The following is a 13,171-nucleotide window of genomic DNA, read 5'->3' on the forward strand; positions in this document are numbered from 1 at the left end:
TCGTGGCAGTGACGCGCGCGGGTCAGCTCGACAGCGGGGCGCAGTGCGCTTCGAGCCAGAGCAGGTCGGCATCCTCCAGCAACGGCCCGAGCGCGGCCCGAACGCTGGCGTGGTAATCGTCGAGCCACGCGCGTTCTTCCGGGTTGAGCAGGCCAAGTTCAAGTGCACGACGATCGAACGGGCACATGGTGAGCGTCTCGAACGCATGGAACTGGCCGAATTCGCTGGCATCGGCCTCGATCACCACCACCAGATTCTCGTGGCGGATGCCGTGGCGACCGGGTTTGTAGAGGCCCGGTTCGATCGAACTGATCATGCCCGGCTCCAGCGGCACCAGCGCGCCGCCGGTGACCGGTGCACGAATGCCGTGCGGGCCTTCGTGCACATTGAGAAAATAGCCGACGCCGTGGCCGGTGCCGTGTCCGTAATCCATGCCGCAAGCCCATAATGGTGCGCGTGCCAGTGCATCCAGTTGCGGGCCGCTGGCGCCTTTTGGGAAGCGCGCGCGTGACAGCGCGATCATGCCTTTGAGCACCAGCGTCGCATCGAGCCGTTGTTCGTCGGTGGTCGGCCCCAGCGCCAGCACCCGCGTGATGTCGGTGGTGCCGCCGAGATACTGGCCGCCCGAATCGATCAGCAGCAAACCCCTGGGCTGCAGCGTGCTGTGCGATTCCGGCGTGGCGCGGTAATGCGGCAACGCGCCGTTGGCCATGTAGCCGGCGATGGTGCTGAAGCTCTCGCCGACAAATCCGGGTTGCGCCGAACGTTCTTCGTAGAGCAGCGCATCCACATCCAGCTCGGTCATGCTCATGCCAGCGGCGAGGCGCTGCTCCAGTCGACGGAATCCCCGCACCAGCGCGGCGCCGTCGCGGCGCATCACCTCGCGGATGTGTTCGAGATCGGCCTCGTTCTTGATCGCCTTGAACGCGGTGGTCGGATTGGCCGCCTCGATGCGCTTGACGCCGCTGCCGATTGCCCCGTCGATCGCGCTGACAATGCGTCCGCCATCCAGCAGCAGGCTGTCGTTCGCACCGAGTTCGGCCAGCGCCGAAGTGACCGTTGCGTAATCTGCGATCTCCACGCCATCCGCGGCGAGAGCCGCCACCAAAGTGTCGGTGAGTTTCGCCCGGTTGACGAACAGCGTGGTGCGACCTTGAGTCTGAACCAGCAGATGCGCGAGAAACACGGGGTTGCATTCCACATCGCTGCCGCGCAGGTTGGTCAGCCATGCGATGTCGTCGAGACTGGAGAGCAGGTGATGGGTCGCACCGAGCTTGCGCATGGCGGCGCGCAGGCGTTCGAGTTTTTCATGACGCGGCACGCTCGCATACGGCGCGGGATGCTCGGTCACGGGTGCCAGCGGCAACGCCGGCCTATCCAGCCACGCCTCGCCGGGCAGATCCAGATCGGTTCGCAGCGTGGCGCCTATATCAGCCAGCTTGCGTTCGAGTTGCTTTTTCGTGCTCAGCGCCAGGGTGTCGCCGGCGATGGCCAGCACATCGCTTTCGTGCAGGTGCTTCTGCAACCACTCCACATGTTCGGCGGTGTGCGCCACACGCAGCTTCATCAGGTCGACGCCGCTTCCGGCGAGCTGGTGTTCGGCCTGCGCGAAATAGCGCGAATCCGTCCACAGCCCGGCGTGATCGGCGGTCACGATCAGCGTGCCGGCCGATCCGTCGAAGCCGGATAGCCACGCGCGCGCCTGCCAGTGTGCCGGCAGGTATTCGGACAGATGGGGATCGGCACTGGGTACGAGGACGGCGGCGATGCCGTGCTTGTGCATAGTCGAGCGAAGGGAAGCGATACGATCGGAGACGTGAGAGTTCATCCTTGAAATGCTAGCAGAGCGCCGCGGGGCCTCGTATTCGCGCGCCGTAAGTGAATCAATTCGACGAAATGTTCAATGCCATCTCGCAGACGGACGCTTCTGCCGCTAAAATGCCTAATTTCCAGCACGGCTGCTTTCCATGACCCCCCTGATTTTCGTCACCGGCGGTGTGGTGTCCTCGCTTGGCAAGGGCATTGCTGCGGCGTCGCTCGCTTCCATCCTCGAAGCGCGCGGGCTCTCGGTCACCATGATGAAGCTCGATCCCTATATCAATGTGGATCCGGGCACGATGAGTCCCTTCCAGCACGGCGAGGTCTACGTGACCGACGACGGCGCGGAGACCGACCTCGACCTCGGCCACTACGAGCGCTTCGTGCATACCCGGCTCACCGGCAAGAACTCCATCACCACCGGCAAGATCTACGACGCGGTGATCCGCAAGGAGCGCCGGGGCGATTACCTGGGCGCCACCGTGCAGGTGATCCCGCACATCACCGACGAGATCAAGCACTGCATCCACGAGGCCACGCGCGGATTCGACGTGGCGCTGGTGGAAATCGGCGGCACCGTCGGCGACATCGAGTCGCTGCCGTTCCTCGAAGCCATCCGCCAGCTGCGCATCGAGCACGGTTCGGAGAAAGTGGTGTTCATGCATCTCACGTTGGTGCCGTATATCAAGGCCGCCGGCGAGATCAAGACCAAGCCGACCCAGCACTCGGTGAAGGAGCTGCGCTCGATCGGCATCCAGCCCGACATCCTGTTGTGCCGCTGCGAGCAGCCTCTGCCCGAGGGAGAGCGCCGCAAGATCGCGCTGTTCACCAACGTGCCCGAGCAGGCGGTGATCAGCGCCACCGACGTGGACATCATCTACAAGCAACCGCTGTGGCTACACGCGCAGGGCCTGGACGACATCGTCGTGAAGCGGCTCGGACTGGATGCGAAGCCGGCCGACCTGTCGAGCTGGATACGCACGGTCGAGGCGATGGAGCATCCGAAGGACGAGGTCAATGTCGCCATCGTCGGCAAATACGTCGAGCACAAGGATGCGTACAAGTCGCTGGGCGAAGCGTTGCGCCATGGTGGCATCAAGCAGCAGGCGCGGGTCAACCTGATCTGGATCGATTCCGAACAGGTCGAAGCCGAAGGCGCAGCGAAAGTGCTGGGCGATGTCGATGCGATCCTCGTGCCCGGCGGTTTCGGCAAGCGTGGTTTCGAAGGCAAGGTGCTCGCGGCGAAATACGCGCGCGAACATCGCGTGCCGTACTTCGGCATCTGCTACGGCATGCATGCCGCAGTGGTGGAATTCGCGCGCAACGTGGCCGGCCTGGCCGATGCGGACTCCAGCGAGAACGAGCGCCAGAGCGCCAACCAGGTGATCGGCCTGATCACCGAGTGGACCACGGCGACCGGTGAAGTCGAACAACGCAGCGACCGGTCCGACATGGGCGGGACGATGCGGCTTGGCGCGCAGGAGTGCCGCCTCAAGGCCGGCACGCTGGCGCGCGAACTGTATGGACAGGACGTGGTGCGCGAGCGGCATCGTCATCGCTACGAATTCAACAACCGCTATCGCCAGCCGTTCGAAGATCTTGGCCTGGTGATTTCCGGCAAATCGATGGACGACCTTCTGGTCGAAATGATCGAGTTGCCGCAGCAGCAGCACCCGTGGTTCCTGGCTTGCCAGGCGCATCCTGAATTCACCTCGACACCGCGCGATGGACATCCGCTGTTCAGCGGTTTCATCCGCGCCGCGCGCGAATTCAAGGCCGTGCGCGAAGGCCATCTGCTCGCAGTGAAGGAGTCGGTCGCATGAAGCTTTGTGGCTTCGAAGTCGGGCTGGATCAGCCGCTGTTCCTGATCGCTGGCCCGTGCGTGGTCGAGTCGGAACAATTGCAGATCGATACCGCCGGTACGCTTAAAGAGATCACCGCACGGCTCGGCATCCATTTCATCTTCAAGTCGAGCTTCGACAAGGCGAACCGTTCGTCGGGCGAAAGTTTTCGGGGCCCGGGGCTGGAAGAGGGCCTGCGCATTCTCGGTGAAGTGAAGCGCCAGGTCGGTGTGCCAGTGCTGACCGACGTGCACGAGTACACGCCGATGGACGAAGTCGCCTCGGTGGTCGACGTGCTGCAGACGCCGGCGTTCCTGTGTCGTCAGACCGACTTCATCCAGAAGGTCGCGCGCGCCGGCAAGCCGGTGAACATCAAGAAGGGCCAGTTCCTCGCGCCTTGGGACATGAAGCATGTCGTCGCCAAGGCCAAGGCCGTCGGCAACGACGACATCATGGTTTGCGAGCGCGGCGCGAGCTTCGGCTACAACAATCTCGTGTCCGACATGCGCTCGCTGAGCGTCATGCGCGACACCGCCTGCCCGGTGGTGTTCGACGCCACGCATTCGGTGCAGTTGCCCGGCGGGCAGGGCGCGACTTCCGGTGGCCAGCGCGAACTCGTGCCGGTACTGGCGCGTGCAGCCGTGGCTGTGGGCGTCGCTGGCTTGTTCGCCGAAACGCATCCCGATCCAAGCAAGGCGCTTTCCGATGGCCCAAATGCGTGGCCACTCGGCAAGATGGAAGCGCTGCTGGAAACTTTGATGGCGCTTGACGCCGTGACCAAGAAATACGGATTTCTAGAACAAGACTTGTAGGAGCGCACCCCGTGCGCGAGCTTTTCGTCACATGACGGTGAGCATCGCGCACAGGATGCACTCCTGCAACGAAGCGGCCACACGAATTCGTTGAACACCACCACCTACTGGACTGACATGACGACTGCCATCACCCGCATCCACGCCCGTGAAATCCTCGACTCGCGCGGCAACCCGACACTGGAAGCCGAAGTCACGCTGGCTGGCGGCGGGTTCGGCCGCGCTGCCGTGCCGAGCGGTGCGTCCACGGGTTCGCGCGAAGCGGTGGAGCTGCGCGATGGCGACAAGTCGCGTTACGGCGGCAAGGGTGTTCGTAACGCGGTCGCCAACGTCAACACGATCATTGCGGAGGCGCTGAAGGGTTTCGATGCGGCGGACCAGAAAGGTCTTGATGCGAGGCTGATCGCACTCGATGGCACGCCGAACAAGGGCAAGCTCGGCGCCAACGCGCTGCTTGGCGTCTCGATGGCGGCTGCGCATGCGGCGGCTGCAGCGCGTGGCGAGCCGTTGTGGAAATATCTTTCCAATGGCAAGCCCGGCGCGTTGCCGGTGCCGATGATGAACATCATCAATGGCGGCGCGCATGCCGACAACAACGTCGACGTGCAGGAGTTCATGGTGCTGCCGGTCGGCCTGCCGACATTTGCCGAAGCGCTGCGCGCCGGCGCGGAAATCTTTCATGCGCTGAAGAGCGTGCTGCACGGTCGCGGACTGAGCACGGCGGTGGGCGACGAAGGCGGCTTCGCGCCGAACCTGCGCTCCAACGTCGAAGCACTCGACACCATCCTCGAAGCGGTCGGCAAGACCGGCTACAAGATCGGCAGTGACATCCTGCTCGGCCTCGACGCGGCGAGCTCGGAGTTCTACAAGAACGGCAAGTACGACCTCGCCGGCGAAGGCAAGCAGTATTCGTCGGAACAGTTCGTTGACCTGCTTGCCAGCTGGGCGAAACAGTATCCGATTGTCACCATCGAGGACGGCATGGCCGAGGGCGACTGGGACGGCTGGAAATTGCTGACCGACGCGATCGGCGATCGTATCCAGGTGGTCGGCGACGATTTGTTCGTGACCAATCCGGTGATCTTCCGCGAAGGCATCGACAAAAAGATCGCCAACTCGATCCTCATCAAGGTGAACCAGATCGGCACCTTGTCCGAAACGCTGGAAGCGATCGCGATGGCGGACGCGGCGAAGTACTCGGCGGTGATCTCGCATCGCTCGGGCGAAACCGAAGACACCACCATCGCCGACATCGCCGTCGCCACCACTGCCACGCAGATCAAGACCGGTTCGCTTTGCCGCAGCGATCGCGTGGCGAAGTACAACCAGCTGTTGCGCATTGAGGAGGCGTTGGGTTCGGCGGCGCGCTATGCCGGTCGCGACGGATTCCCCAACCTGACCCGACTGCCGGGCTGAGCGGGAGTCATCGACGACCATGTTGCGCTGGGTCGCCCTTATCCTGTTTCTCGTCCTGATCGGACTGCAGCTCAAGCTGTGGTCGGGCAACGGCAGCATGCGCGAAGTGGACAGCCTGCGCGTCGCGGTGAAGAAACAGTCCGAAGAAAACACTCGCCTGCAGCAACGCAATCAGGCGCTCGGTGCGGATGTGCTCGATCTGAAGAATGGCGATCAGGCAGTCGAGGCGCGGGCGCGCACCGAACTCGGATTGATCAAGCCGGGTGAGGTGTTTTATCAGGTGGTGGAACAACCGGCAGGTGCTGGCAGTTCGACGCCGCCGGCAGCCGCTGCCACAGCCGGTTCGCCATGAGCTCGCCAGTATTCTGGTGCGTCGTTCCGGCAGCTGGGCGCGGCACACGCGTCGGTGGTGATTGCCCGAAACAATATCTGCCGTTGGCGGGTCGTGCTTTGATCGAACACACCTTGGAGCGGCTGGCGGCGCATCCGCGTATCGCCGGTTTGCTGGTGTTGTTGAGTGCGACGGACGCGCATTGGCGAGCGCTGAAACTGCCCGAGGGCAAGCAGGTGCTCACTGCGATCGGTGGCGCCGAGCGCAGTGATTCGGTACTCGCCGGTCTCGAGGCCTTGCCACCAGAAGTGAAGCCGGATGATTTTGTGCTGGTGCATGACGCGGCGCGGCCGTGCACTCGGCCATCCGACATCACTCGTCTGATCGAGCTTGTCACTGCGGTGGATGGCGGCCTGCTCGGTGCGCCGTTGCGCGATACGCTCAAGCGCGCCAATGACGCTGGACGCAGCGAGCTCACCGAGTCGCGCGATTATCGCTGGCGTGCGTTCACGCCGCAGATGTTTCGTCGCGGTCCGTTGACGTCGGCCCTTCGTGACGCGGCACGTGCCGGTGTGACGGTCAGCGATGAAGCGATGGCGATGGAGCTGGCCGGCTTTGCGCCGTTGCTGGTCGAAGGCGCGGAAGACAACATCAAGGTCACCACGCCGGCGGATTTCGCGCTGGCGGAATTCCTTCTGGCGAGGACGGCATGATGCGCATCGGCAACGGATTCGACGTGCATGCTTTCGGCGACGGCGACCACATCATGCTGGGCGGTGTACGCGTTCCGCATCGTCAGGGTGTGCTCGCGCATTCCGATGGCGACGTGGTGATCCACGCTCTGTGCGACGCGATTTTCGGTGCGCTGGCGCTCGGCGATATCGGCCAGCACTTTCCTCCGAGCGATGAGCGTTGGCGCGATGCCGATAGCCGACAGTTTCTGCGACATGCGGCGGCCCTGATGGCGCAGCACGGGTACGTATTAGGCAACGCCGACGTCACCGTGGTTTGCGAGTCGCCAAAAATTGGCCCACATGCGCAGGCGATGCGCGAAGTGCTGGCTGCCGATCTGGCCAGCGAGATCGGCTGCATCAGTGTCAAGGCCACCACCACGGAAAAACTCGGATTCACCGGGCGTGGCGAGGGCATTGCTGCGCAGGCCTGCGTGCTGCTCGAAAAGGTCTGACGATCTGCGCTGTTCTTGTTACTCCGGACACCAAACCTTGCGCCGCTATGGAACGAAATTAATTTGGTAGCCGGGTGAACCGGTGGAGTGTCATGTCTCAGCCCGAACCTGCCTCGTCCGAACTTCCGTGTGCTTACGGCGAGCCGCCGCTGCAGGCACGTCTGCGTGCAACGGCCGATGATTTCCGCGTCGAGGAGATTCTCGGTTACGACGCGGACGGACAGGGTGAACACATGTTGCTGTGGGTCGAAAAGCGCGACGCCAATACTGACTGGGTTGCGCGCGAATTGGCCAAGTTTGCGGGCGTGTCGCAGGTTGCGGTGGGCTACGCCGGCCTCAAGGATCGCCACGCCGTCACGCGGCAGACCTTTTCGGTGCAGCTGGCCGGTCGGCCTGATCTTGACTGGTCCGCATTTCCACACGCCGAGGTCAAAGTGCTGGCAGCGACGCGTCACTCGCGCAAGCTGAAGCGCGGCGCATTGCGTGGCAATCGTTTCGTGCTGGTGCTGCGCGATATACACGGCGATCGCGAGGCAGCGGAAAAAGTGCTGCAGCAAATAGCCGTCCGTGGCGTGCCGAATTATTTTGGCGAGCAACGCTTCGGACGCGAGGGCGGAAACGTGGCGCAGGCGCGCGCGATGTTTGCCGGGAAACGCGTCGAGCGCGATAAGCGCTCGTTCCTGCTTTCGGCGGCGCGCTCTCACATCTTCAATCAAGTGCTGGCTGCAAGAGTCGAACAAGGCGCGTGGGACACGCCGCTGGATGGCGAAGTATGGTCGCTTTCCGGTTCGCGTTCGTGGTTCGGTCCCGAGCAGTTCAATGACGTGCTGGCAGAACGATTGGCCCGCGCCGATATCCATCCGTCCGGGCCGCTGTGGGGGCAGGATGAGCCGCCAACATCCGGCGACGTCGGCTTCATCGAACGCGAGGTCGCGGCGACCAACAGCAATCTGGCGAACGGCGTCGCCGCCGCACGCATGGATCAGGAACGTCGTCCGCTGCGTCTGCTGCCGAAGGATCTGAAGTGGCGCTGGCTGGAAGACGACGCGCTCGAACTGTCCTTCGAGTTGCCCGCCGGGGCGTATGCCACCGTGGTGGTGCGTGAACTGGCGCGCACCTGATCGCGATCGATCGAGTTTCTAGCCTTTCAGCAGAACCACGAGCGCGCCGGTGCCGCCTTGCGACGGCCGCGCCGATGCAAAGGCGATCACGTCATCGCGCCGCCGCAGCATGCGATCCGTGAGACCTTTCAATACCGGCCCGGCTGCGCGCGAACGCAGGCCTTTTCCATGCACGATCAGCACGCATCGCCAGCCGTGCTGCCTCGCTTCGGCCAGGAACGCGATGATGCTTGCCTGCGCCGCCGCCGCGTTCATCTGGTGCAGGTCCAGATCGTCCTGCACGCTGAAGTGACCGCGCTTGAGCTGCTTCAACAACTTCGGCGGATAACCGTCGCGCAGGTAACTCAGTTCCTCGCCGACCTCGAGCAAGGCCGGATCGAACGCCATGTTGAGCAACTCGCCGGGAACTGCGGCTTCATCCGCCTCGAACATGTGCGGGTGCGGTGCGGGTCGCGCGGCCGCAGGCGGTGGCGTTACCGGATCAAGCTGGCGCACTTCGCCGATCGCCTCGCGAAAGAGACGGCTGTCGTCGTCATCGACGGGCCCGGATGCGCGGCGTTTCATGCCTGCATGCTACCCAATGCCCGTGTGAAGTCGCCATGCGCGCGACGGCCGTGTGAATCCACGTGCACGCTCCGGTAAACTCGGGAGAGTGCATCGCACCTGTCGACGCTGAAACCCCTTGGCCGTCCGGCGTGCGACTTCGCAATCTTTCGATGGAGCATCATGCGAGTTCTTGTCAGCAACGATGACGGCGTTGAAGCACCGGGTATCCGCGTGCTGGCCGAACGTCTGGGTGCGGTCGGCGAAGTCACCGTGGTGGCGCCCGATCGTGATCGATCCGGTGCCAGCAATTCCCTCACACTCGATGCACCACTTCGCGTATCGCGCATGGCCAACGGCTACTACCGCGTCGCCGGCACACCCACCGATTGCGTGCATCTTGCGCTGGCGGGCTTGCTGGAAAACGAGCCGGACATCGTGGTTTCCGGCATCAACAATTCGGCCAATCTCGGCGATGACGTGATCTATTCCGGCACGGTATCCGCGGCGATGGAAGGGCGCTTTCTCGGCTTGCCGGCGATCGCCGTGTCACTGGTCACACACGACCACAAGGGTGTCCACTATGAGTCCGCAGCCAAAGCCGTGCTGTTGTTGATGCAGCGGTTGCTGGTTGATCCGCTGCCGGCGGACACCATCCTCAATGTCAACGTGCCGGATCGCCCGTGGTCCGAGATCAAGGGTTTCGAAGTCACGCGGCTGGGTCGCCGTCATCGCTCCGAACCATCGGTGGCGCAGACCGATCCGCGTGGTCGTCCGATGTGGTGGATCGGCCCGGCTGGAGAGGTCGACGACGCGAGTCCCGGCACGGATTTCAACGCGGTGCAAAGAGGCTTTGTTTCGGTGACGCCGATCCACGTCGACCTGACGCGTTTTCAGGCGCTGGAAAAAGTAAGCAGCTGGATGCAGGCGTTGAGTGACGACATGGTTGCCGACCTGACCAATGACGAGGCCGCCTGATGACTGTCTATCCATTGCCGGCTTCTGATTTGAAAGGCGAAGGCATGACCTCGCAGCGTGCGCGCGATCGCCTGATGACCAGTCTGAAGGAATCCGGCATTCGCGATGCGCGCGTCATCGATGTGATGCGCAGCGTTCCGCGTCATCACTTCATCGATCAGGCGCTGCATTCGCGCGCCTACGAAAACACTGCATTGCCGATCGGCCACGGCCAGACCATTTCGCAGCCGTGGGTGGTCGCGCGTATGACCGAAGTGTTGATCGAGTTCGGCGTGCCGCAAAGAGTGCTGGAGATCGGCACGGGTTCGGGATACCAGGCCGCCGTACTTGCCGGCCTTGTGCCGCAGCTCTACACGGTGGAGCGCATCGAGGAACTCCTGCGACAGGCACGTCGACGTTTTCGCCAGTTGGGCCTTGCCAATGTGCGTACGCGTCACGATGACGGCAAGCTTGGCTGGGTCGACGAGGCGCCGTTCGACGCGATCATGCTCACCGCCGCCGGCGATACGGTGCCGACGCGCATCCTCGATCAACTCACGCCCACGGGCGTGCTGGTGGCGCCGGTCGGTTCGCCAAGCAAGCAGACGTTGATCCGCATGCGTGGCGATGGCAACGGCGATTTCATCCAGGAAGAACTTGGTCCGGTAAGTTTCGTGCCGCTGCTCGGCGGCATCGGCTGATGCGATTGTTCGGAAACCTCTATGCCCGTGCGCTGGTATGGGCACGCGCGCCGCGGGCCATTTATTACCTGTGTGGTTTGAGTTTCGTCGAGGCTTTCATCTTTCCGGTTATGCCGGAAGTGATGCTCGCCCCGATGATGCTGGGGAGGCGGCACAAGGCGTTTTTTTACGCAAACATATCGCTGCTGTTTTCGCTGATCGGGGCACTGGTCGGTTACGCACTCGGACATTGGGCGTACGAAGCGGTGAAGCCGCTGTTTAGTCTGCACATGCAGGAAACCATCACGGTCTGGGTGGAAAACCTGCGCAACGACATGCGACAACATTGGCTGACCATGCTTGGTGCGTTGGCACTGGCCGCATTGCAGCCTGTCATTCCAATGAAGTTCGTGACCTGGGCTGCCGGCATCGTCGGCATTCCGTTGCCGGCGTTCATCGCCTGTATGGCGATTGGACGTGGCAAGCGTGTATGGGTGCTGGCACTTTTGATCAAGCTGTTCGGCGAGCGCGCCGAACAGCTTCTGCACAAGTATGTCGAATGGATCGGCTGGATCGCGCTGCTGGTTCTCGCGCTGTTGCTCGCGTGGTGGCTGTGGCCTCGTTGAACGCCGACGTCGGGATGAAAGGATTCTTCATGAAAAAGCTGCATGGGCTGGGTATGCTGAAACACATGGGTCGACGCTTCCAATTGCTGGCAATCACGATCGCAGCGCTTCTGCTCGCAGCATGCGGCAGCATGCGCAGTTCGGTGATCGTCGAGCCTGCGTCCGATACTGATTACGGCGCGTCTGCGCCGGTTGCTTCTGCGCCTGCACCTGCTCGCACACCTGTGCCGGGCGGCAGCTACGAAGTGAAGAAGGGCGACACCCTTTATTCGATCGCTTTCCGCAATGGCGTGGATTTTCGCGACCTCGCGCAATGGAATGGTGTAGCTCTTCCGTACACGATCTGGCCGGGTCAGCGGTTGAAGCTTTCTCCTGCCGGCAAGGGGAGGTCGACTGTTCCTGTGACTGTCGCGTCTTCACCGCCGCAGGCAGTTCCGACGAATTCGCGGCCGGCGTCGTCCGCTGCGGCACCATCAGCGCCCATGTTCGAACCCGTTGCGACACCTGATGCTTCAAGCGGCCGGCCGGTGGCGAGCACGCCGGTTTCGGTCAAGCCCAAACCGACGCTGCCAGCCGTTTCCGCGACCGCACCGACTGTCGTCCCTGTCGCCGGTGTGCCGACGCCGCCGCTGGCAACCTTGCCGCCGCCGGCGCCGCCCACGAGACCTGCTGCAGGCGGGTCGTCGCACGCAATTGGCGGCGTGAGCTGGCGCTGGCCGGCTGACGGAAGTCTGCTCAAGCGATTCCAGAGTGGCGATGCGATTCCCGGTATCGAAATCGCCGGAAAAGCCGGCGATCCGATCCGTGCGGCCGCCGACGGTGTGGTGGTGTACAGCGGCAATGGACTGGTCGGCTACGGCGAACTGGTGATCATCAAGCACAACGACAGTTTTCTGTCGGCCTATGGTCACAACAGCAAACGCCTGGTCAAGGAAGGACAGCGCGTGACGGCGGGCCAATCGATTGCGGAAATGGGTTCCACGGGCGCGTCGCGCAATGAGCTGGAATTCCAGATACGCAAGGATGGCAATCCGGTCGATCCGCTCGGGTTTCTTCCTTCGCGCTGATTGCGGGTCGTGACCCGCAAAGCCGTGTCAAAGCGGAAGATTTACGCGTCGACGCGCGGAAGAATGAATCCGGCAATCACGCGTCGCCCTTCACCAGCCAGAAGATTGTAGGTACGCGCGGCGGCGGCGTTGTCCATCGCCTCGATGCCGACGCCTTTGCGCAGGAAACCGGACATGAATCCGGGCGAAGGAAACGTCTGCCGCGAACCGGTTCCAAGGATCACGAGTTCTGGTTTCAGCGCGAGCAGGGCTTCGACGTGGCTGCCATCGAGTGCGGCTGCGTCACTGACCGGCCAGTTTTCGATGGCCTGGTCGGGGGCGAGCAGAAAGCTCGCGCTGAGTTCGCGGTCGATCAATGTGACGCTCTCGATGCCGACCCGACGCACGAACAAATAGCCTTCCGGACGGTCGAGCGAAATATCCATCAGCGGGGCAAGGCGATCTTCGGTTCGTCCGCATTGCGGCGGAACAAGACAACGATGTGGCCGATCTGATGGATTTTTTCGGAACGGGTGCCGTCGACCAGAAAATCGATCTGCGCCTTTCTTTCGTCCTTGTCGCCGCCGGACAGCTTGACCTTCACCAGCTCGTGAATATCGAGTGCCCCATTCAACTCCTTTACCACGGCATCCGTGGCGCCCTTGTTGCCAAGCAGGACGACCGGGCTCAGATCGTGGGCGAGGCTGCGCAGGTAACGGGTCTGCGAGGATGAAAGGGCCATGCAACGTGCTCGATTCGCGGTAAATGAACGGCAAAGGGTATCATGCGACTCT

At 62.8% G+C, this 13,171-nt stretch carries 15 protein-coding genes; 11 read left to right on the forward strand and 4 right to left on the reverse strand.

Translation table 11 applies throughout. The features are described from left to right. Nucleotides 1–22: 22 nt before the first annotated feature. Nucleotides 23–1,828 carry an aminopeptidase P family protein gene (locus GSQ73_RS11875; RefSeq protein ID WP_158884247.1) on the reverse strand — a complete coding sequence of 602 codons (1,806 nt, stop codon included), beginning with the start codon at nucleotides 1,826–1,828 and terminating at the stop codon, nucleotides 23–25. A 139-nt stretch (nucleotides 1,829–1,967) separates the two neighbouring features. Here GSQ73_RS11875 and GSQ73_RS11880 point away from each other — a divergent pair, with 139 nt between their 5' ends. The 7 genes from GSQ73_RS11880 (at nucleotide 1,968) to truD (ending at nucleotide 8,525) form a co-directional block, all read left to right on the forward strand. After that, on the forward strand, nucleotides 1,968–3,641 hold the full coding sequence (locus GSQ73_RS11880; RefSeq protein WP_158884250.1) for a CTP synthase: 1,674 nt from the start codon (nucleotides 1,968–1,970) through the stop codon (nucleotides 3,639–3,641). Further along, a complete protein-coding gene (gene kdsA, locus GSQ73_RS11885) occupies nucleotides 3,638–4,471 on the forward strand; it encodes a 3-deoxy-8-phosphooctulonate synthase (protein ID WP_158884252.1) in 834 nt (277 codons plus the stop codon). Before GSQ73_RS11880 ends, kdsA begins: the two co-directional genes overlap by 4 nt. A 117-nt stretch (nucleotides 4,472–4,588) precedes the next feature. Continuing rightward, a complete protein-coding gene (gene eno / locus GSQ73_RS11890) occupies nucleotides 4,589–5,887 on the forward strand; it encodes a phosphopyruvate hydratase (protein WP_158884254.1) in 1,299 nt (432 codons plus the stop codon). Nucleotides 5,888–5,906: 19 nt separating this feature from the next. Next, nucleotides 5,907–6,239 carry a cell division protein FtsB gene (gene ftsB / locus GSQ73_RS11895; protein ID WP_158884256.1) on the forward strand — a complete coding sequence of 111 codons (333 nt, stop codon included), beginning with the start codon at nucleotides 5,907–5,909 and terminating at the stop codon, nucleotides 6,237–6,239. After that, nucleotides 6,236–6,931 (forward strand): 2-C-methyl-D-erythritol 4-phosphate cytidylyltransferase, encoded by a 696-nt coding sequence (gene ispD, locus GSQ73_RS11900; RefSeq protein WP_158884258.1) that lies wholly within the window; start codon nucleotides 6,236–6,238, stop codon nucleotides 6,929–6,931. The genes ftsB and ispD overlap by 4 nt, the downstream gene beginning before the upstream one ends. Beyond that, complete coding sequence (ispF, locus tag GSQ73_RS11905) at nucleotides 6,931–7,404, forward strand: 2-C-methyl-D-erythritol 2,4-cyclodiphosphate synthase (RefSeq protein ID WP_158886442.1); 474 nt, start codon at nucleotides 6,931–6,933, stop codon at nucleotides 7,402–7,404. Before ispD ends, ispF begins: the two co-directional genes overlap by 1 nt. A 92-nt stretch (nucleotides 7,405–7,496) precedes the next feature. Beyond that, complete coding sequence (gene truD / locus GSQ73_RS11910) at nucleotides 7,497–8,525, forward strand: tRNA pseudouridine(13) synthase TruD (RefSeq protein WP_158884260.1); 1,029 nt, start codon at nucleotides 7,497–7,499, stop codon at nucleotides 8,523–8,525. Between the two features lie 18 nt (nucleotides 8,526–8,543). Here the strand turns inward: truD and GSQ73_RS11915 are convergent, their stop codons facing one another. Beyond that, nucleotides 8,544–9,089, reverse strand: a complete 546-nt coding sequence (locus tag GSQ73_RS11915) for a Smr/MutS family protein (protein ID WP_158884262.1) — start codon at nucleotides 9,087–9,089, stop codon at nucleotides 8,544–8,546. A 162-nt stretch (nucleotides 9,090–9,251) separates the two neighbouring features. Here GSQ73_RS11915 and surE point away from each other — a divergent pair, with 162 nt between their 5' ends. The 4 genes from surE to GSQ73_RS11935 are packed head-to-tail and all read left to right on the forward strand — an operon-like array spanning nucleotide 9,252 to nucleotide 12,398. Then, a complete protein-coding gene (gene surE / locus GSQ73_RS11920; RefSeq protein WP_158884264.1) occupies nucleotides 9,252–10,046 on the forward strand; it encodes a 5'/3'-nucleotidase SurE in 795 nt (264 codons plus the stop codon). Then, nucleotides 10,046–10,726, forward strand: a complete 681-nt coding sequence (locus GSQ73_RS11925; RefSeq protein WP_158884266.1) for a protein-L-isoaspartate(D-aspartate) O-methyltransferase — start codon at nucleotides 10,046–10,048, stop codon at nucleotides 10,724–10,726. Before surE ends, GSQ73_RS11925 begins: the two co-directional genes overlap by 1 nt. Beyond that, nucleotides 10,726–11,331 (forward strand): DedA family protein, encoded by a 606-nt coding sequence (locus tag GSQ73_RS11930; RefSeq protein WP_158884268.1) that lies wholly within the window; start codon nucleotides 10,726–10,728, stop codon nucleotides 11,329–11,331. The genes GSQ73_RS11925 and GSQ73_RS11930 overlap by 1 nt, the downstream gene beginning before the upstream one ends. Nucleotides 11,332–11,384: 53 nt before the next feature. Continuing rightward, nucleotides 11,385–12,398 carry a peptidoglycan DD-metalloendopeptidase family protein gene (locus GSQ73_RS11935; protein ID WP_158886444.1) on the forward strand — a complete coding sequence of 338 codons (1,014 nt, stop codon included), beginning with the start codon at nucleotides 11,385–11,387 and terminating at the stop codon, nucleotides 12,396–12,398. 41 nt (nucleotides 12,399–12,439) lie between these two features. On the opposite strand, the gene GSQ73_RS11940 is transcribed toward GSQ73_RS11935, so the two are convergent. After that, the gene (locus GSQ73_RS11940; RefSeq protein ID WP_158884270.1) at nucleotides 12,440–12,823 is read right to left on the reverse strand and encodes an Mth938-like domain-containing protein; all 384 of its coding nucleotides are present in this window, start codon (nucleotides 12,821–12,823) and stop codon (nucleotides 12,440–12,442) included. Next, nucleotides 12,823–13,119 (reverse strand): ribosome assembly RNA-binding protein YhbY, encoded by a 297-nt coding sequence (gene yhbY, locus GSQ73_RS11945; protein WP_158884272.1) that lies wholly within the window; start codon nucleotides 13,117–13,119, stop codon nucleotides 12,823–12,825. The genes GSQ73_RS11940 and yhbY overlap by 1 nt, the downstream gene beginning before the upstream one ends. Between the last annotated feature and the right edge of the window lie 52 nt (nucleotides 13,120–13,171).

The sequence above is a fragment of the Rhodanobacter sp. L36 genome (assembly GCF_009765755.1).
Taxonomy (GTDB): domain Bacteria; phylum Pseudomonadota; class Gammaproteobacteria; order Xanthomonadales; family Rhodanobacteraceae; genus Rhodanobacter.